This window comes from Micromonospora sp. I033 (genome assembly GCF_053890995.1).
In genome coordinates this window covers 1-18,978 of sequence record NZ_JBSSLX010000102.1, presented here as the reverse complement: position 1 = coordinate 18,978, position 18,978 = coordinate 1, and the positions used below count along the sequence as shown (strand labels likewise).

The 18,978-nt window shown below is 73.3% G+C and carries 20 protein-coding genes; 13 read left to right on the top strand and 7 right to left on the bottom strand.

Annotation, left to right across the window (positions count from 1 at the left end; genetic code table 11):
• The coding region (locus tag ACW0Q9_RS18030) for an MFS transporter (protein ID WP_456182753.1) at nt 1–1,405 on the bottom strand (1,405 nt) is incomplete at its 3' end.
• Between the two features lie 87 nt (nt 1,406–1,492).
• Here ACW0Q9_RS18030 and ACW0Q9_RS18025 point away from each other — a divergent pair.
• Nucleotides 1,493–2,332: a DUF3027 domain-containing protein gene (locus ACW0Q9_RS18025; RefSeq protein WP_456182751.1), complete on the top strand. Its 840-nt coding sequence runs from the start codon at nt 1,493–1,495 to the stop codon at nt 2,330–2,332.
• A 4-nt stretch (nt 2,333–2,336) separates the two neighbouring features.
• Here the strand turns inward: ACW0Q9_RS18025 and ACW0Q9_RS18020 are convergent, their stop codons facing one another.
• Nucleotides 2,337–2,597 carry a DUF2530 domain-containing protein gene (locus tag ACW0Q9_RS18020; RefSeq protein ID WP_456182749.1) on the bottom strand — a complete coding sequence of 87 codons (261 nt, stop codon included), beginning with the start codon at nt 2,595–2,597 and terminating at the stop codon, nt 2,337–2,339.
• Between the two features lie 90 nt (nt 2,598–2,687).
• Here ACW0Q9_RS18020 and ACW0Q9_RS18015 point away from each other — a divergent pair, with 90 nt between their 5' ends.
• The 5 genes from ACW0Q9_RS18015 (at nt 2,688) to thpR (ending at nt 7,256) form a co-directional block, all read left to right on the top strand.
• On the top strand, nt 2,688–4,169 hold the full coding sequence (locus tag ACW0Q9_RS18015) for an NCS2 family permease (RefSeq protein ID WP_456182747.1): 1,482 nt from the start codon (nt 2,688–2,690) through the stop codon (nt 4,167–4,169).
• Nucleotides 4,170–4,232: 63 nt separating this feature from the next.
• Entirely contained in the window at nt 4,233–4,682 is a 450-nt protein-coding gene (locus ACW0Q9_RS18010; protein WP_456182745.1) for a MarR family winged helix-turn-helix transcriptional regulator, read from the top strand.
• Between the two features lie 76 nt (nt 4,683–4,758).
• Complete coding sequence (locus ACW0Q9_RS18005; RefSeq protein ID WP_456182743.1) at nt 4,759–6,045, top strand: MFS transporter; 1,287 nt, start codon at nt 4,759–4,761, stop codon at nt 6,043–6,045.
• A 119-nt stretch (nt 6,046–6,164) separates the two neighbouring features.
• Entirely contained in the window at nt 6,165–6,674 is a 510-nt protein-coding gene (locus ACW0Q9_RS18000; RefSeq protein WP_456182741.1) for a hypothetical protein, read from the top strand.
• Nucleotides 6,675–6,677: 3 nt separating this feature from the next.
• Entirely contained in the window at nt 6,678–7,256 is a 579-nt protein-coding gene (thpR, locus tag ACW0Q9_RS17995) for an RNA 2',3'-cyclic phosphodiesterase (RefSeq protein ID WP_456182739.1), read from the top strand.
• Nucleotides 7,257–7,291: 35 nt separating this feature from the next.
• Here the strand turns inward: thpR and ACW0Q9_RS17990 are convergent, their stop codons facing one another.
• The 4 genes from ACW0Q9_RS17990 to ACW0Q9_RS17975 form a co-directional block, all read right to left on the bottom strand.
• A complete protein-coding gene (locus tag ACW0Q9_RS17990; protein ID WP_456182737.1) occupies nt 7,292–8,278 on the bottom strand; it encodes an aldo/keto reductase in 987 nt (328 codons plus the stop codon).
• A gap of 59 nt (nt 8,279–8,337) precedes the next feature.
• Nucleotides 8,338–9,426, bottom strand: coding sequence for a septation protein SepH (gene sepH, locus ACW0Q9_RS17985; protein WP_456182735.1), 1,089 nt, complete (start codon nt 9,424–9,426; stop codon nt 8,338–8,340).
• Between the two features lie 188 nt (nt 9,427–9,614).
• Nucleotides 9,615–10,742 (bottom strand): phosphoserine transaminase, encoded by a 1,128-nt coding sequence (gene serC, locus ACW0Q9_RS17980; protein ID WP_456182733.1) that lies wholly within the window; start codon nt 10,740–10,742, stop codon nt 9,615–9,617.
• Nucleotides 10,743–10,990: 248 nt separating this feature from the next.
• A complete protein-coding gene (locus tag ACW0Q9_RS17975) occupies nt 10,991–12,097 on the bottom strand; it encodes a citrate synthase 2 (protein WP_456182731.1) in 1,107 nt (368 codons plus the stop codon).
• A 274-nt stretch (nt 12,098–12,371) separates the two neighbouring features.
• On the opposite strand from ACW0Q9_RS17975, the gene pdxH reads away from it, so the two are divergent.
• From pdxH to ACW0Q9_RS17940, 7 genes are all read left to right on the top strand, one after another.
• Nucleotides 12,372–13,001 (top strand): pyridoxamine 5'-phosphate oxidase, encoded by a 630-nt coding sequence (gene pdxH / locus ACW0Q9_RS17970; protein WP_456182729.1) that lies wholly within the window; start codon nt 12,372–12,374, stop codon nt 12,999–13,001.
• Complete coding sequence (locus tag ACW0Q9_RS17965) at nt 12,998–14,302, top strand: MFS transporter (RefSeq protein ID WP_456182727.1); 1,305 nt, start codon at nt 12,998–13,000, stop codon at nt 14,300–14,302. Before pdxH ends, ACW0Q9_RS17965 begins: the two co-directional genes overlap by 4 nt.
• A 126-nt stretch (nt 14,303–14,428) precedes the next feature.
• The gene (locus tag ACW0Q9_RS17960) at nt 14,429–15,358 is read left to right on the top strand and encodes an aldose 1-epimerase family protein (RefSeq protein ID WP_456182725.1); all 930 of its coding nucleotides are present in this window, start codon (nt 14,429–14,431) and stop codon (nt 15,356–15,358) included.
• A 2-nt stretch (nt 15,359–15,360) separates the two neighbouring features.
• Nucleotides 15,361–15,963, top strand: a complete 603-nt coding sequence (locus tag ACW0Q9_RS17955; RefSeq protein ID WP_456182723.1) for a nitroreductase family protein — start codon at nt 15,361–15,363, stop codon at nt 15,961–15,963.
• A 131-nt stretch (nt 15,964–16,094) separates the two neighbouring features.
• Entirely contained in the window at nt 16,095–16,400 is a 306-nt protein-coding gene (locus ACW0Q9_RS17950) for a type II toxin-antitoxin system VapB family antitoxin (RefSeq protein WP_091113285.1), read from the top strand.
• A 31-nt stretch (nt 16,401–16,431) separates the two neighbouring features.
• On the top strand, nt 16,432–17,592 hold the full coding sequence (locus tag ACW0Q9_RS17945) for an acyl-CoA dehydrogenase family protein (protein WP_456182721.1): 1,161 nt from the start codon (nt 16,432–16,434) through the stop codon (nt 17,590–17,592).
• Nucleotides 17,593–17,692: 100 nt separating this feature from the next.
• Nucleotides 17,693–18,457: a DUF4230 domain-containing protein gene (locus ACW0Q9_RS17940; RefSeq protein WP_456182719.1), complete on the top strand. Its 765-nt coding sequence runs from the start codon at nt 17,693–17,695 to the stop codon at nt 18,455–18,457.
• 44 nt (nt 18,458–18,501) lie between these two features.
• Here the strand turns inward: ACW0Q9_RS17940 and ACW0Q9_RS17935 are convergent, their stop codons facing one another.
• Nucleotides 18,502–18,711, bottom strand: coding sequence for a PspC domain-containing protein (locus ACW0Q9_RS17935; RefSeq protein WP_456182717.1), 210 nt, complete (start codon nt 18,709–18,711; stop codon nt 18,502–18,504).
• Between the last annotated feature and the right edge of the window lie 267 nt (nt 18,712–18,978).

Here is an 18,978-nt window from a genome sequence, read left to right as displayed (position 1 = left end):
TGGCCAGTTCGTCGTCGCCGAGCGGGCGGCCGACCAGGTGTTCGCTGCGCAGCCGGGTGGCCACCAGCACCCCGCGGGCGGCCACCAGCGCGGCCACGCAGGCGGCGACCGCCACGCCGACCGGGCCGGTGAACGGGACCAGCCCGAGCCCGCCGCCGGCCACGAAGGCCAGCATCAGCGCGGTCTCCGAGTGGGCGAAGGAACTGGCCCGCAGCCGCTCCGGGATGCGCTCCTGGATCGAGGCGTCGACCGCGAGCTTGGCGATCCCGCTGAACAGCGAGGTGACCAGGCAGAGCAGCGCGACCATGGGCAGCGAGAACTTCAGTGCGGCGAGCACCGCCACCCCGGCCACGATGATCGTGCCGCTGGACTGGATCGCCGCCGGGCGGTGGATGCGCAGCCGGGTGCCGATCGCGGTGGCCAGGAAGGTGCCCACCGCCAGCGCGCCGCCGACCAGGCCCAGCGCGCCCTGGGCGCCCAGGTTCCGGCCGAAGAAGTCGGTGGTCAGGTCGCCGCCCTTGATGGCGAAGGCCAGGAAGAGCAGCAGGAAGCCGTAGAGCCCGCGCAGCGCCGCCGCGCCGATCAGCGTGGCGATCACCAGTCGGCCGGCCGGCCGCCCCCGGCCCAGCGGGCGTTCCCCGTCCCGGCGACGCAGCGCCCGCAGGGGACGCGGCACCCGCTCCGGCGGCTCCGAGTCCGCCCGTGGCGGCAGCCGGAGCGAGATCACCATGCCGATCAGGAAGATCAGCGACGCGACCCGGAGCGGCCACTGCGGCCCGAACCAGAACGCGGCCAGCCCGATCGGGGCGACCAGCGCGCCGGCCACCGTGCCGTAGACGCTCGCCCGGGCGCCCACCTGGGACAGCCCGAGCCCCTCCGGCAGCAGCCGGGGCACCGCCGCCGAGCGGGCCACCCCGTACGCCCGGGAGAGGGCGAGCACCCCGAACGCGGCGGGGTAGAGCCCGAAGCCGCCGATGTAGTCGGAGATCAGCCAGGCCAGGAAGGCCCGGCCGAGCATGGTGGCGGCGAGCGCGTACCGGCGGCCGTGCCGGAAGTGGTCCAGCAGCGGGCCGACCACGGGGGCGAGCATGGCGAACGGGACCATGGTCACCAGCAGGTAGAGCGCGACCTTGTTGCGCGCCTCGCCCAGCGGGACGTCGAAGAAGATCGTCCCGGCCAGGCCGATGGCGATCAGGGTGTCCCCGGCGCAGGAGAGGGCGTGCAGGTCGAAGAGGCGGACCATGCCGACCTCGTTGCCGGCGCTGCGGGCCCGGGCCGTCCCGGCCCGCCGGGTCATCCACCGGCCGCCGTGCAGCGAGCCCCGGAGCAGCAGGCGGGTGGCGCGGATGCCGGTGCCGACGGTCCGCCCGAGGACGGACCGGCCGGAGCGGGAGGACAGCGGCATGTGTCCCATCCTCGCCCATCTGATCCACGCGTGCCGCATCACCCGGAGAGAACGACTCCGGGGAGTGCCTGTCACCCGACCGCCGGCATGGGGAACAATGGTCCGGTGACCAGGCCCGCCTCCGCCCGCGCTCCCCGGCTCGACCAGGTGTGCGCCGCCGCCGTCGAGGTGGCCCGCGCCGCCATCACCGAGGTGGACCCCGCCGACGTCGGCGACCACCTCCAGGCCGTCGCCGAGGGCGACCGGCTCGTCACCCACTACTTCGAGTGCCGCCTCGCCGGCTACCGGGGCTGGCGCTGGGCCGTCACGGTGACCCGGGTGCCGCGCAGCCGCACGGTCACCATCTGCGAGACGGTGCTGCTGCCGGGCGCCGACGCGCTGCTCGCCCCGGGCTGGGTGCCCTGGCAGGAGCGGCTCAAGCCGGGCGACCTGGGCCCTGGTGACCTGCTCCCCACGCCGGCGGACGACGAGCGGCTCGCCCCCGGCTACCTGCTCTCCGACGACCCGGCCGTGGAGGAGACCGCCTGGGAGCTCGGCCTCGGCCGGGCCCGGGTGCTGTCCCGGGAGGGCCGGACCGACGCGGCCCAGCGCTGGTACGACGGCGACCACGGTCCCAACGCCGCGATCTCGGTGGCCGCGCCGGCCGCCGCCCGCTGCGGCACCTGCGGCTTCTACCTGCCGCTCGCCGGCGCCCTACGGCAGTCCTTCGGCGCCTGCGGCAACTTCTACGCCCCGGACGACGGCCGGGTGGTCAGCGCCGACCACGGCTGCGGCGCCCACTCGGAGACGCTGATCGAGGCCGCGGAGACCCCGGTGGACGAGCTGCCCACGGTCTACGACGACAGCGCGGTGGAGGCGGTTTCGGTGAGCCGGGCCCCGGGCTCGGTGGAGGCGGCCGAGCCGGCGGAGCCGTACGGCCACCCCTGACGGGTCAGCCCTGACGGGCGGCGGCGGCCCGGCGGCGACGCCGGTTGGCGTCGTGGCGCATCATCACGGCCAGGCCGGGAAAGCCCCACAGGAATCCGGCGAGGCAGGTCCAGAGCCAGTTCTGGTGCCCGTGCGCGGTGAGCCAGTCGCGGAAGAAGAGCAGTAGCACCAGCCCGGCCACCGCCCAGGCGATCAGCCCGGCGACGGCGAACGGCACCATCGGCGGGTCGAGCGGCTCGGGCCGCGGCGGTTGCTCCTGGGGCACGCGCCCAGCGTACGCGATCGACCTTCCCTGACCGTGAGTGATCTGGGACGATGCGCGCGACAACCCGGTCGATCAATATGTGAGGACCCGATGGCCATCGCGCCGCCGCCGGACCACGGCACCCCACCCGATCCCGCGCACCCGCGCAACGCCTTCGACCGCTTCTTCGAGATCTCCGCCCGGCGCTCCACCCCGGGCCGGGAGATCCGGGGCGGGCTGGCCACGTTCTTCACGATGGCGTACATCGTGGTGTTGAACCCGCTGATCCTGGGCAGCGCGGCCGACGGCGACGGGCGCAAGCTCGCCATCCCGGCGCTGGCGGCGGCCACCGCGCTGGTCGCCGGCGTGATGACCATCCTGATGGGCGTGGTGGCCCGGTTCCCGATCGCGCTGGCCGCCGGGCTGGGCGTCAACGCGCTGGTCGCCTTCGAGATCGCGCCGCAGATGACCTGGGCGGACGCCATGGGCCTGGTGGTGATCGAGGGTGTGCTGATCGGCATCCTCGTGCTCACCGGGCTGCGTACGGCGGTGTTCCGCTCGGTCCCGACCCAGCTCAAGACGGCGATCGGCGTCGGTATCGGCCTCTTCCTGACCATCATCGGCCTGGTCGACGCCGGCTTCGTCCGGCGGGTGCCGGACGTGGCGAACACGACGGTCCCGGTCGGGCTGGGCATCAGCGGCAAGATCGTCAGCTGGCCCCTGCTGGTCTTTGTGGTGGGCCTGCTGCTCACCCTGGTGCTGGTGGTACGCCGGGTGCGCGGCGCGATCCTCATCGGCATCCTGGCCTCCACGGTGCTGGCGATCGTCGTGGAGGCGGTCGGCAACATCGGGCCGTCCTTCGTCGACGGGAAGCCGAACCCCAAGGGCTGGGCGCTGAACGTGCCGGAACTGCCGGAGAAGGTGGTGGACGTACCCGACCTCTCCCTGCTCGGCAACTTCAACGTGCTGGACTCGTGGACCCGGGTGGGCTGGCTGGTCCCGCTGATGTTCGTGTTCACCCTGCTCATCACGGACTTCTTCGACACCATGGGCACGATGGTCGCCATCGGCCAGGAGGGCGACATGCTCGACGAGCGGGGCACCCCGCCGCGGGCCCGGGAGATCCTGCTGGTCGACTCGATCGCCGCTGCGGCGGGTGGCGCGGCCTCGGTGTCGAGCAACACGTCGTACATCGAGAGCGCGGCCGGGGTCGCGGAGGGTGCGCGAACCGGCGTGGCCAACCTGGTCACCGGCGGCCTGTTCCTGCTGGCCATGTTCCTGGCGCCGCTGGCGGTGGTGGTGCCCTTCGAGGCCGCGTCGACGGCGCTCGTGGTGGTCGGCTTCCTGATGATGACCGCGGTCCGCACCATCGACTGGACCGACTACGAGATCGCCATCCCGGCGTTCCTCACCATCGTGCTGATGCCCTTCACCTACTCGATCTCGAACGGCATCGGCGCCGGCGTGATCAGCTACGTCCTGCTGAAGCTGGCGAAGGGCAAGGCTCGCGAGGTCCACCCCCTGCTGTACGGGGTGGCCGCCCTGTTCATCCTTTACTTCCTGCGTGGGCCGATCGAGTCCGTGCTGCGCTGAATCGCTGGTGAGCCTGGTCATAACGCATGTCGTTAGCCAGGCTCATTAGTTAAGCTAACTACTGTGACGGAGCGGACGGTGACGGCGAAACGCGTGCCACCGGCGCAGCTGGCCCCTCAGCTGCGTGATGCGATCACCCGGCTCAACCGGCGGGTCCGACAGGCCCGCCCGGTCGGCGACCTCACGGTCACCCAGCTCTCGGCGCTCACCAGCCTCAAGCTGGCGGGCGCCCTGACACCCCGGGAGCTGGCCGACATCGAGCGGGTGCAGCCGCCCACGATGACGAAGATCGTCGCGAAGCTGGAGGAGCGCGGCCTCGTGCAGCGCACACCCCACCCGACCGACGGACGGCAGGTCATCCTGGCGGCTACCGAGGGGGGACGGGCTGTGCTCGACCAGTTCGAGCGGGCCCGCAACGAGTGGCTGGCCAGCCGACTGGCCGCGCTGACCGAGGAGGAACGCGACACGCTCCAGCGTGCCGCCGAGATTCTCCAGGGCATCGCTCGCGCCTGAGCGGGTACCCGCGCCCCGCGGTCCGCTTCGTCCGTTGTGGATGAGGCGTACATGATCGCGAGGAGGCGCACCTAGAGTGCAGGCCAAGTTGAGCACGATGTTCCAGTCCCTACGAGTCCGCAACTACCGGCTCTTCGCCACCGGACAGCTGATCAAGTTGATCGGCGTCTGGATGATGTACATCGCCCAGGACTGGCTCGTCCTCGACCTCACCGGCAACTCCGCGACCGCGCTCGGCGTGGTCACCGCGCTCCAGTTCACCCCCGTCCTGCTGCTGACCCTTATCTCCGGCCGCCTCGCCGACCGCTACGACAAGCGGATGCTGCTCTTCATCGCCAACCTCTTCTGGACCGTGCTGGCGCTGGCGATGAGCCTGCTGGTGGTCACCGGGCTGGTGCAGCTCTGGCACGTCTTCGCGTTCGCCGCCCTGCTCGGGGTGTTCAACGCGGTGGAGACCCCGGTGCGGCAGGCGTTCGTCTCCGAGCTGGTCGGCATGCCGCTGCTGCCGAACGCGCTCTCGCTCAACGCGGCCACCTTCAACTCGGCCCGGATCCTCGGCCCGGCCGTCGCCGGCCTGGCCATCGCCGCCTTCGACGTCGGTCCGGTCTTCCTGATCACCGCGTTCAGCTCGATCGCCCCGCTGGTCAACGTGGTCCGGATGCGCACCGACGAGCTGTACCGCAAGGACCTGCCGCCGGCCGGCGAGCGCGACCAGGCCAAGGTGGTGGACGGCCTCCGGTACGTCGCGCGCCGCCCCGACATCCTGCTGCCGATGGCGCTGATGTCGGTGGTCGGGATGAGCCTGTTCAACTTCCAGCTCACCCTCGCCGCCCTGGCCAAGACCGTGTTCAACACCGGCGCCGCCTCGTTCGGCCTGTTCACGACCGCGCTGGCGGTCGGCGCGCTGGCCGGCGCCCTGTCCGGCACCGGGCGGCGCAGCCGCCCCACCGTGTGGCTGGTGCTCGGCGCGGCGGTCGGCTGTGCCACCTTCGGCACGCTGGTCGGGCTCGCCGGGTCGTACTGGCTGGTGGTGGCGCTGCTGCTGCCCACCGGGTTCTTCATGGTGTTCTTCGCCCAGGCCGCGAACCAGCGGGTCCAGCTCGGCGTCGACGCCGCCTTCCGGGGCCGGGTAATGGCGCTGTGGGTGCTCGTCTTCCTGGGCACCAACCCGGTGGGCGCGCCGATCATCGGCTGGGTGGCCGAGACCTTCGGGGCCGGTGCGAGCATCTGGATCGGTGGCCTGATCTCGCTGGCCGCCGCGCTGCTGGCGCTCACCTGGCAGCTGCGCCGCTCCGGCGCCCGGCTGCGGATGCGGGTGCTGCCCATGCCGCGCTTCTACGTGGTGTCGCCCGGGGCGGAGTGACCCGTCGACCGCCCGAAGGACCGGTTCCCGCCCGAGGGGACCGGTCCTTCCTCATTCATTCGCGTCCGGATCTCGGCAATCGGGTGGCGGGTGGCGACGACGGGGCTTAGCGTCGATGTGTGGGAGTGGGGCGGGGACTGCTGCTGATGCTGGCGATCCTCGCCGTCTGCTGCCTGCCGGCCCTCTTCGCGCTGGTCTTCTGCGCCGACGAGATCCTCGACCGGGTGGTCTGCGGGTGGGCCGAGTGGCGCGAGCAGCGCCGGGAGCGGCGCACCATCGCCCGGCTGGACCGGGCCATCGAGGCGGAGTCGCTGACCCGGGACATCGACCTCACGGAGCTCGACCGGGAGGGCCGCCGCCCGCTGGAACAGCTCGCCGTCGACCTGCGCCGCCTCGGCGGCCACCGGCTCGCCGCCGCCGACCGCTCGGTGGTGTGGCACGGCGCGGTCATCGACGCGTACGACGAGCGGCTGCGGGCCGCCTGCCGGGCGCTGGGCATCGCCGAGCACCTGACCGAGCTGGAGGGCGTCGACCGGGAGATCGAACGGGTACGCGTCGAGGGGCTCCTGCACGCCGCCGGGCTCACGTTGCCCGCCGCGCGTCCCGGTCACCACCAGCGGCACCGCTGACCGGTGCGGCTCTTCGTCGCGGTCTACCCGCCGAAGCCGGCGGTCGACGACCTGGGCGCCCAGGTGGCCCGGTTGCGGACCGGGATCGCCTCCGCCGCCGGCACCAACGTCCGGCTGGCCGACCCGGCCAACGCCCACCTCACCCTGGCCTTCCTCGGCGACACCCCCGACGACCGGCTGGTCGACGTGGAGAGCGCGCTCGGGCTGGCCGCGCAGACCTTCCGGGACGCCCGGGACAGCTCGCCGCGGCTGCGGCTCGGCGGCGGGGGCAGCTTCGGGCGCGGCCGGTTCACCGTGCTCTGGGTGGACGTCCAGGGCGAGGTGGACGGGCTGGTCGTGCTCTCCCGGCTGATCCGGTCCGGGCTGCGCCGGGCCCGGCTGCCGCACGACGAGAAGCCGTTCCGGGCCCACCTGACCATCGCCCGCCCCGGCGACCGGATCGACCGGGCCGACGTGCTCGCCGACCGGGAGACCCTGCACGACTACCTCGGCCCGGAGTGGCCTGCCGACGAACTGGTGCTGGTCCGCAGCCACCAGGGCCCCCGCCCCACCTACGACCGCCTGGCCGCCTGGCCCCTCTGACCGGGCCGGCCGGTGTGGCCGGCCCGGTCAGCGGGTCACCAGGCCCAGGCTTCGGGGCCGGGGCCGCCGTTGCCGACCGGCGGGAACAGGTCGTCCAGCTTTTCCAGGGTCTGCTCGTCCAGGCGGACGGCCAGGGCGCCGAGGTTGCGGTCGAGCTGGTCCATGGTGCGCGGGCCGACGATCGGGGCGGTCACGCCCGGGCGGGCGAGCAGCCAGGCCAGCGCCACGTCGGCCGGGTCGTGGCCGAGGTCGGCGCAGAGCTTCTCGTACGCCTCGATGGTGGTCCGGTGCTCGGCGAGCGCGTCGGCCGACCGGCCGGTGGCGCCGCGGGCCGCGCCGCCCTCGGCCATCTTGCGGATGACCCCGGAGAGCAGCCCGCCGTGCAGCGGCGACCAGGGGATGATGCCCAGCCCGTAGTGCTGCGCGGCCGGGATCACCTCCAGCTCGACGTGCCGGGTCATCAGGTTGTAGATGCACTGCTCGGAGACGAGGCCGAGGAAGTTGCGGCGACCGGCCGCGGCCTGCGCCTGGGCGATGTGCCAGCCGGCGAAGTTGGACGAGCCGACGTAGAGGACCTTGCCCTGGGCGACCAGGGTCTCCATGGCCTGCCAGATCTCCTCCCACGGGGTGGACCGGGAGATGTGGTGCATCTGGTAGAGGTCGATGGTGTCCGTCTGCAGGCGACGCAGCGAGTCCTCGCAGGCCCGGATGATGTGCCGGGCGCTCAGGCCCTGCTCGTTGGGCCACTCGCCCATCTTGCCGTAGACCTTGGTGGCCAGGACGACCTTGTCCCGGCGCCCGCCGCCCTGGGCGAACCAGCGGCCGATGATCTGCTCGGTGACGCCCTCGCCGGTCTTCCAGCCGTAGACGTTCGCGGTGTCGAAGAAGTTGATCCCGTGTTCCAGCGCCCGGTCCATGATGGCGAAGCTGTCCGGCTCGTCGGTCTGCGGCCCGAAGTTCATGGTGCCGAGGCAGAGCCGGCTCACCGACAGACCGGTGCGTCCCAGGTTCGTGTACTCCATGGATCCACCCTGGCACGCGGGCACTTAGAGTGCCTCACCTGCCAGGGTGTCCCGTGGAATCAGGACGACTCGCGGGCCGCCGGGCCGGTGCCGAAGAGGACGTCGTCCCAGCTCGGCAGCCGCTTGCGCGGCTTGCCGCCGGCCTCGGTGGACTCGGTGCCCGTGCCGCCGGTCGCCGCTGGTGCGCCGGTGCGCCGCGGCCGGAGCACGGCCAGCGACGGCACGGCCGGGATCTCCTTCGGCGCGTCCGAGTCGTCGTCGAACGCGGAGCCCTGGCCGCCGCCGAGCAGCGCGGCCGCGCCACCGGTGACCGCCCGCTGGCGGGGCGCGTCGGGCCCGGCCAGGGCGGCCGGGGAGCGGGTGTCCAGGCCGCGACCGGACGTGCCGCCGAGCGGCCGGTCCAGCGAGGCGAGCAGCGCGTCCCGGCCGGCGCGGATCGGGTCCCGCCCCGGGCGGGCGTGCTCGGCGGGCGACGGCAGGCCGTGCCCGCCCCGGCTGGGCTCGCCGCGCGACGGGCCGGGCAGCGCGTGGCCGCCCCGCTCCGGCGCCGGCTCCTGGCCGAGGATCGGCGTGGGCCGCTCGGCGCACAGGTATTGCGCCATGTCGTCGTGCGGGGTGACGTTCTGCCGGAGCTTGTCGAGATCCCAGACCGCCTGCGCGGTGGCCTTGCCGGACGGCCAGGTGGCGATGATCCGCCAGGTGCCGTCGTCGCGGCGGTAGGCGTCCCAGGAGATCTTCTCGGTGTCGATCCCGTGCTGGGCGAGCCGGCCGTTGACCACCTCGGCCAGCGGCGTGGGCTTCTCGGCGCCCTTGAGCCGGGTGCGCCGGGCGTGCTGGGCGAGCATGGCCCGCTCCTGGAGCACCGGGCCGGCGTAGCGCAGCACGCGGTCGACCGGCACGCCGGCGATCCGGGCGACGTCCTCGGCGGACTCGCCGGAGCGGATCCGGGCCTGGATGTCCCGCGGGGAGAGCGACGGCGTCGGGTCGGCGGCGGTCGGCACCACGGCGAGCGGGGTCGCGCCCGGCTCGGCGTGCAGCGCCGTGGCGATGCGCTCGTCGATGGGCAGGGCGAGCAGGCGCCCGACCTCGTCGGCGAGCACCAGAGCCTGGCCGTCCTCCGAGAGGGCGACGAAGCGTACTGGGCGCATGGGCTTGCCTCCGTCCCGCTTCGCTGGCCGTCACGCCACGAGCCGGCCACCCGGGCGTCTCGGACCACCGTACGCTCATCTACCCGAAGCTGGGGGATGCGACACTCGGCATGTCGCGACTGAGCTGCAACGATGATCACGGTGGGTGGTCGCCGGGGCCCCGACGACCACCCACCGTCACCAGGTGATCAGAGTCGCTCGACCACGTAGTCGATGGACGCGGTGAGCGCCTCCACGTCGGCCGGCTCGACCGCCGGGAAGAGCGCGACGCGGAGCTGGTTGCGGCCGAGCTTCCGGTAGGGCTCGGTGTCGACGATGCCGTTGGCGCGCAGCGCCTTGGCGATCGCCGAGGCGTCCACCCCGTCGGCGAAGTCGATGGTGGCGACCACGTTGGAGCGCAGCGCCGGGTCGGTCACGTACGGGGTGGCGAACGACGAGCGCTCGGCCCAGCCGTAGACGATGCCGGCGCTCTCGGCGGTGCGCTTGGCCGCCCAGGCCAGCCCACCCTGCGAGTTCATCCAGTCGGTCTGCTCGGCGGCCAGGAAGATGGTGGCCAGCGCCGGGGTGTTGTAGGTCTGCTCCAGCCGCGAGTTGTCGATCGCGGTGACCAGGTCGAGGAAGGCCGGGATGTAGCGGCCCGACTCCTTGATCTCGGTGGCACGGGCGAGCGCGGCCGGCGACATGAGCGCGAGCCAGAGGCCGCCGTCGGAGCCGAAGCACTTCTGCGGGGCGAAGTAGTAGACGTCGGTCTCGCCGACGTTGACCTCCAGCCCGCCGGCGCCGGAGGTGGCGTCGACCAGCAGCAGCGAGCCCTCGTCGGCGCCCGGCACCCGGCTGATCGGCACCGCCACGCCGGTCGAGGTCTCGTTGTGCGGGGTGGCGTAGACGTCCACGCCCGCCTCGGCGACCAGGGTCGGCGCGCTGCCCGCCTCGGACTTGCGCACGGTCGGCTCGCCCAGGAACGGCGCGTCCTTGACCGACTTGGCGAACTTGGCCCCGAACTCGCCGAAGCTGGCGAACTGGGCCCGGTCGCGGACCAGGCCGAAGGTGGCGACCTCCCAGAAGGCGGTGGTGCCACCGTTGCCGAGCACCACCTCGTAGCCCTCGGGGAGGGAGAAGAACTCGGCGATGCCCTGGCGCAGCCGGGCGACCTGGTCACGGACGGTCTTCTGCCGGTGCGAGGTGCCCAGGTAGCTGGTGGCGACGTCGGCGAGGGCGGAGACCGCCGCGGGACGGACCTTGGACGGCCCGCAGCCGAAGCGGCCGTCGGCGGGCCTGATGTCGTCGGGAATCCGGATGGTCGGTGCGTCAGCCACGGTTCTCTCGATCCTTCCGCATGGGCGGGGACGGGCCCTTCAGCGGGCGCGGAGCGACGGCGGCCACGCGCGGGCGCGCGGCGGGGCCGGGTCCGAGCCCGGTCCGGCGGCACTGCCGGCCTTCATCCTCGCACCCGCGCCACCCGGCCCGACGGCTGGTCCCACCCCCGGGGGTGAGGGATGCGCCACAACGCGCCAGGGCCCGGTCCGCGACGGACCGGGCCCTGGTGAGGGGTACGCGGGAAGGATCAGACGCCGTGCGGGATGGCGTCCCAGCCCTCGACCTCCTGCGGCTTCCGGCTGCCCGGGCCGACGTAGCGGGCCGACGGGCGGACCAGCCGCTGGAGCTTCTTCTGCTCCAGGATGTGCGCGGACCAACCGCCCATCCGGGCACAGGTGAACATCGAGGTGAACATGTGCGCCGGCACCTCGGCGAAGTCGAGCACCACGGCCGACCAGAACTCGACGTTGGTGGCGAGCACCCGGTCGGGGCGGCGGGCCTGGAGCTCGGCCAGGGCGGCCTTCTCCAGCGCCTCGGCGATCTCGAAGCGCGGAGCGCCCAGCTCCTTGGCAGTGCGGCGGAGCACGCGGGCGCGGGGGTCCTCGGCCCGGTAGACCCGGTGGCCGAAGCCCATCAGCCGCTCGCCCCGGTCGAGCACGCCCTTGACGTAGCCCTCGGCGTCGCCGCTGCGCTCGACGGCCTCCAGCATGCTGAGCACCCGGGACGGCGCGCCGCCGTGCAGCGGGCCGGAGAGCGCGCCGATGCCGGAGGAGATGCAGGCGGCGGCGTCGGCGCCGGTGGAGGCGACGATCCGGGTGGTGAAGGTCGAGGCGTTCAGGCCGTGCTCGGCGGCCGAGATGAAGTAGGCGTCGACGGCCTTCACGTGCCGCGGGTCGGGCTCACCCCGCCAGCGCTTCATGAACCGCTCGACGATGGTCTCCGCCTTGTCGATCTCCTTCTGCGGCACCGCCGGCAGGCCGAGGCCGCGCGCGGACTGGGCGACGAAGGAGAGCGCGGTGACCGACACCCGGGCCAGGTCCTCGCGGGCCTGCTCGTCGGAGATGTCGAGGAGCTGGTTGAGCCCCCAGTACGGGGCGAGCATGGCGACCGCCGACTGCACGTCGACGCGGATGTCGCCGGAGTGCACCGGCACCGGGAACGGCTCGGCCGGGGGCAGGCCCGGGCCGAAGCGCCCGTCGACCAGCAGCGCCCAGACGTTGCCGAAGGAGACCTGACCGATCAGATCCTCGATGTCCACGCCGCGGTAGCGCAGCGCACCACCCTCGCGGTCCGGTTCGGCGATCTCGGTCTCGAAGGCTACGACGCCCTCCAGGCCCGGTTTGAAGTCGGCCATGTCGTCTCCTGGCTTCCGGCGGTGGTGGTGGCCGCGCGGGGCTCTACGGGCCCGCGGCTTAGGCGACCCTCAGGGATATGTTCGGAACATCTTGCCTGCTCGGTAACCGGATTCGCGACCCGCGGCGACTGTGCGCCACATGACATCCCCGCCGGTGGACAAGCTCACCGGCAGGAGAAGACTGGGTGGTGGGGCCTGGCCAGCGTCGGGGGACGCCGGCACCCCGGGGAGAGGGACGACGAGAGTGACGGGCGACACACCTGCCCCGGCCGGCATGCGTAACGAGTACGCCGCCGACCTGGGCCTTTCCGAATCGGATCTCGCGCCGGACTGGCACACCCAGTTCGCCCGCTGGTTCGCCGACGCGGTGGCTCATCCGCTACCCGAACCGAACGCCATGGTGGTCGGCACCGCCGACGCCGAGGGCCGGCCGAGCGGCCGCACGGTGCTGCTCAAGGGGTACGACCCGGACGGCTTCGTCTTCTACACCAACTACGACTCCCGCAAGGGCGGCGAGGCGACCGCCAACCCGTGGGCCAGTCTGGTCTTCCCCTGGTTCCCGATGCAGCGGCAGGTGACGGTCACCGGGCGGGTGGCCCGGGTCGACCGGGCCGAGACCGAGGCGTACTTCGCCAGCCGGCCGCGCGGCTCCCAGCTCGGCGCCTGGGCCAGCACCCAGTCCCACGTCGTCGCGGACCGGGCGGCGCTGGACACGGCGTACCGGGCGGCGGCCGAGCGCTTCGCCGACGTGGACGTGATCCCCGCGCCGCCGCACTGGGGCGGGTTCCGGGTGCGGCCGGAGACGGTGGAGTTCTGGCAGGGCCGGGCCAGCCGGCTGCACGACCGGTTGCGGTTCCGGCGTACCGGGGGCAGCGCCTGGGTGATCGAGCGGCTGGCTCCGTGACGGGGGTGAAGGAGGCCCGGCCGCGCGGAGCGCGCCGCTGGGCGATCGACCTGCGCCCGCTGGGTGTGCCCGCGTACCGGCGGGTGTGGCTCGGCAACGCCGTGGCGATGTTCGGCTTCCAGTTCACCGCCGTGGCGGTGCCGGTGGAGATGTTCGACCTGACCGGCGGCTCGTTCTGGGTCGGCCTGCTCGGCATCGCCGGCTTCGTGCCGCTGCTGGTCTTCGGGCTCTGGGGCGGGGCGGTCGCCGACGCCCGGGACCGGCGGCGGGTGCTGCTGGCCGGGGGCGCGCTGCTCTGGGCGTCGACCCTGGCGCTGCTGCTCCAGTCGGTGCTGCGGGTGGGCAGCCCGGTGCTGCTGCTGGCCCTGGTCGCGGTGCAGTCGATCGCGTTCGCGATCACCTCGCCGACCCGCAGCGCGATCCTGCCCCGCCTGGTGCCGGCCGAGCTGGTCCCGGCGGCCAGCACGCTGAACTTCACCACGTTCACCGCGACCTCGGTCTTCGGGCCGCTCGCCGCCGGTCTGATCTTCGCGACCTGGCACACCGACGTGGGGCTGCCGATCGCGTACGGGGTGGACGCGCTGCTGTTCACCGTGTCGCTCTGGGCCACCCTGCGGCTTCCCGCCATGCCGCCCGAGCCGGACCCGGACGGCGGCGGCACGCCGCGCAAGGCGGGGCTGGCCAGCATCGTCGACGGGCTCCGCTACCTGGCCACCACGCCGGTGCTGCTGCTCTCCTTCGCCATCGACCTGATCGCGATGATCCTGGCCATGCCCCGGGCGCTCTTCCCGGAGCTGGCGCACGAGCGGTTCGGCGGCGGGGCGGCGGTCGGCTGGCTCTACAGCGCGATCGCCATCGGCGCGATGCTGGGCGGCCTCACCTCCGGCTGGATCGGCCGGGTGCGCCGGCAGGGGCTGGCGCTGGTGGTGGCCGTGGTCGGCTGGGGTGTGGCGATCGCCGCCGCCGGGCTGGCCCACCAGCTCTGGCTGGTGGTGGCACTGCTCGGCCTGGCCGGCGCCGCCGACCTGGTCAGCGCGACCCTGCGGCAGTCGATGCTGCTGGTCTACGCGCCGGACCGGATGCGCGGCCGGCTCCAGGGCGTCAACACGGTGGTGGTCGCCGGCGGCCCGCGCCTGGGCGATCTCCGGGCCGGCGCCATGGCGGCCGGATTCGGCACCGGGGCCGCCATGGTCGCCGGTGGCCTGGCCTCCGCCGTCCTGGCGGTCGCGCTGGTCGCGGTCTTCCCGGCGCTGCTCCGCTACCGCGCCGCCGCCCAGGCCGCCGACCGGGACCGGTCCTGACACCGGGCGGTGGCCGTCGCCGTTCCCGGCGGCCGGGGTGGCCCTCGGTGAACCAGGTGCCCCGCCTGCTGGGACACCGGCCGGCGTCCCCGCGCCGGGTTGGGGCGACGGGCTAAGGTCGCCGGCATGGACACCGACGCACGCCGGTCCCCGTCCGGGACACAGTGGACCATTGCCGCAGACGGCCACGAGGCCGTCGTGGTCGAGGTCGGCGGCGGCCTGCGGACCTACCGGCACGACGGGGTCGACTACCTCGACGGGTACGAGGCGGACGAGCTGGCCCCCGGTTCGGCCGGTCACGTGCTGGCGCCCTGGCCGAACCGGATCCGGGACGGCGTCTACACCTTCGGCGACCGGACCTTCCAGCTCGACCTGACCGAGCCGGCCCGGCACAACGCCATCCACGGCCTGGTCAACTGGGTGTCCTGGCAGCTCGTCGAGGAGTCCCCGGAGAGCGTCACGCTCGGCTACGAGCTGCCGCCGAGCCCGGGCTACCCGTGGGCGCTGCGGCTGCGGAGCCGGTGGAGCGTCGGGGCGGACGGGCTGCGCGCCGAGCACGAGGTGACCAACCTGTCCGGCGAGCCGGCGCCGTTCGGCTTTTCCGTGCACCCCTACCTGCAACTGCCCAAGGTCGGCGTGGACGAGCTGCTGATGCGGGTGCCGGGGCGCACCCGGGTGCTGCTGGACAGCCGGCTGCTGCCGGTGGCCGCGACCGAGGTGGCCGGCACCGAGTACGACTACACGGCGCCCCGCGCGATCGGCGGCGCGGTGCTCGACCTGGCCTTCGGCGACGTGGCCCGGGACGCCGACGGCGGCTCGGCGGTGACCCTGGCCGCCCCGGACGGCTCGACCGCCGTGCACGTCTGGGCCGACGGCGAGTTCGGCTGGTGGCAGGTCTTCACCGGGGACACCCTCACCGGGGAGCGGCACCGGCGCTCGGTGGCGATCGAGCCGATGACCTGCCCCGCGGACGCGTTCCGCTCCGGCAAGGACCTGATCACGCTGGCCCCCGGGCAGACCTGGCGGGGCGCCTGGGGCATCCGGCCCGGGGCCTGAGCATGGAGTTCGCCGAGGTCGTCCGGCGGCGCCGGATGGTCCGCAACTACGACCCGGACCGCCCGGTCCCGCCCGACGTGGTGGACCGGCTGCTCGACCACGCCGTCCGGGCCCCGTCGGCCGGGTTCGCCCAGGGCTGGGGCTTCCTGGTGCTGGAGGAGCCGGCGGACCGGGAGCGGTTTTGGGCGGCGGCCACCCCGGGCGGCGGCGGCCGGGAACGTTGGCTGGCCGGGATGCGCAAGGCGCCGCTGATCGTGGTGCCGCACGCCAACCGCGCCGCCTACCTGGACCGCTACGCCGAGCCGGACAAGGGCTGGGCGGACCGCTCGGAGGACCGCTGGCCGGTGCCCTACTGGTACGTCGACACCGGCTTCGCCGCCCTGCTGATGCTGCTCACCGCCGTCGACGAGGGGCTGGGTGCCTGCTTCTTCGGGATCCCGCCGCAGCGGATCGGGGCGTACCGGGAGGCGTTCGGCGTGCCGGCGGAGTACCACCCGATCGGCGCGATCACGGTAGGTTACCGGGCACCCGACCACCGGTCACCGTCGCTGCGGCGCGGTCGCCGGCCGGTGGACGAGGTGGTCCGGCGGGGCCGCTGGATTTGAGGGTGGTTCAGCGCGTCCGGCCTGGGTATCGGCGGTAGCGAAACCGACATGAGGGAGTAAAACGCGGTGTGGCGGGTGCGGCTAGGCTGGCACCGACATCATCAGCCCGGCCGGGGGGAGGGGAGCGTGCCGTGATCTTCAGGGCGGTCCGGGACGGGCGTCCCTACCCGGAGCACAACCTCACGCTCAAGCAGTGGGCCGAGATCCCGCCGCGTCCGCTGCGGCTGGACCAGCTCATCACCACCAAGCGGGAGCTGGCGCTGGACAAGCTCCTCGCCGAGGACTCCACCTTCTACGGCGACCTCTTCCCGCACGTCGTGCAGTGGAACGGCGGTCTCTACCTGGAGGACGGCCTGCACCGGGCGCTGCGCGCGGCGCTCCAGCAGCGCAACCAGATCCACGCCCGGGTGCTGGTGCTCAGCCCGCAGGGCGAATGACCTCCCCCTGAGTCTTCGTTAAGGTGACGGCATGACTCCTCTCGACCTGCTGGACATCGACGCGTCGCTGGGCGAGGAGGAGCGGCAGATCCGCGCCGTCGTGCGCCAGCTGATCGACGACCGGGTCCGCCCGCACGTCGCCGGCTGGTACGAGGACGGCCACGTCCCGGCCCGCGAGCTGGCCCGCGAGTTCGGCAAGCTCGGCCTGCTCGGCATGCACCTCACCGGCTACGGCTGCGCCGGCGCGTCGGCCGTCGCCTACGGGCTCGCCTGCCTGGAGCTGGAGGCCGGCGACTCCGGCATCCGCTCGCTCGTCTCGGTGCAGGGCTCGCTGGCCATGTACGCCATCTGGCGCTACGGCAGCGAGGAGCAGAAGCAGCGCTGGCTGCCCGCCATGGCGGCGGGTGAGGCGATCGGCTGCTTCGGGCTGACCGAGCCGGACCACGGCTCCGACCCGGCCTCGATGGCCACCCGGGCCCGCCGCGACGGCGACGACTGGATCCTCAGCGGCAGCAAGCTGTGGATCACCAACGCGCCGATCGCCGACGTCGGGGTGATCTGGGCGCGCACCGACGAGGGAGTCCGCGGCTTCGCCGTACCCATGGACACGCCCGGGGTGACGGCGCGGGAGATCCGGCACAAGATGTCGCTGCGCGCGTCGGTCACCGGGGAGATCGCCCTCGACGACGTGCGGCTGCCGGCGGACGCGCGGCTGCCCGAGGCGGTCGGGCTCAAGGCGCCGCTGAGCTGCCTCACCGAGGCCCGGCACGGCATCGTCTGGGGCGCGCTCGGCGCGGCCCGGGACTGCCTGGAGACGGCGCTGTCCTACGCGACCACCCGGACCCAGTTCGGCCGGCCGCTGGCCGGCTTCCAGCTCACCCAGGCCAAGCTCGCCGACATGGCGGTCGAGTGGAACAAGGGGCTGCTGCTGGCGCTGCACCTGGGCCGGCTCGCCGACGCCGGCAGGCTCCGCCCGGATCAGGTCAGCGTCGGCAAGCTGAACAACGTCCGGGAGGCCATCGCGATCGCCCGCGAGTGCCGGACGATCCTCGGCGCGAACGGCGTGTCCGGTGAATACCCGGTGATGCGGCACGCCAACAACCTGGAGAGCGTGCTCACCTACGAGGGCACCTCGGAGATCCACCAGCTGGTCATCGGGCAGCGGCTGACCGGGCTCTCCGCCTTCGCCTGAGCTGGGGATTCACCCGATCGGGTCGCTCGGCGAGCGACTGTCGCACGGTGGCCGTACCGTCATTCTCAGTCGATGTGTCGGACGAGGACGGTGAGGGGCGATGGCCCGCGACGGTGACATCAACGAGCCCACCAGGGAGTTCCCGGAATACCCGACCGGCGAGTCTCTCCGGGCCCGGTCGGACGTCCCACCCGAGCCCGGTCGCGGCCGCCCGGCGTCGCCCGGGGGCCCGGCGCGCGGCCTGCTCGGGGTGCTCGGCGCGGTCGCGCTGGCCGTGGTGGTGCTCCTCGGCGTGCAGGCGACCGGCCTGCTGCCGGAGTTCCGCAACCCGTTCGCCAAGGAGCAGACCGACCGCAGCCAGCCGCCGCTGCTCAAGTCGATCCGCGACCTGAGCCGCTACGTGGCCGCCGAGGGCAACTTCCAGGTGGTGGTCGACGTGCAGAAGGACCGGCGCAACGTGCCGGACTTCCTGCTCAACGAGCGCACGCTGTTCGTCGGGGCGGGCCGGATCGAGGCGTACGTCGACTTCGCGAAGATCGCCGACGGGGCGGTGGTGGTCTCCGACGACGGCAAGTCCGTGGAGATCAAGCTGCCCGCGCCGCAGCTCGGCGAGACCGACCTGGACATGGACAAGAGCTACGTCTTCGCCGAGCAGCGCGGCCTGATCAACCGGCTGAACGACCTGGTCGGCGGCGACCCCAACCGGCAGCAGCAGGTCTACCAGCTCGCCGAGGACCGGATCTCGGCGGCGGCCCGCGACAGCGGCCTCACCGCCCGGGCCGAGGAGAACACCCGCAAGATGCTGGAGGGGCTGCTCCGCTCCCTCGGCTACGAGAAGGTGACGGTCACCTACACGGCGCCCTGACGCCGTCGCCCGCCCCGGGGTGGTCCCGGGGCGGGCGGCGCGGGTCAGTGGCGGCTGGTGGCGAGGTAGCGGTCCTCGTTCGGCATCAGGACCCAGAGGATCAGGTAGACGATCACCTGCGTGCCGGGCAGCAGCAGCGACAGCAGGAACAGCAGCCGGACCATGCCGGCCGACATGCCGAACCGCTGGGCCAGGCCGGCGCAGACGCCGGCGAACACGCGCCCCTGACGGGGCCGGACCAGTTTGCGACTCATCGTCGAACTCCCACTTCTGCGGCGATCCGCCGCGCTGATTCCACGGTAGGAACGGGTTCCCACCCCGCCCTCGGCCCCGAGGAGGATCGGCGACCCGGACACCCGTAGGTAGTTACCCCGGCGTGCCCCGCCCGACGCGCGTCGGAGCGCGCGCCGCCGAGCGGCTGGGACCCGTCGATCGGCTTCGGCCCGCCCGGCGACTCGGATGCCCGCCCGCGTCCCAGAGGGGGAGCCCTGGAAGATCTTGGTACGAAAGGGCCCCTGTAG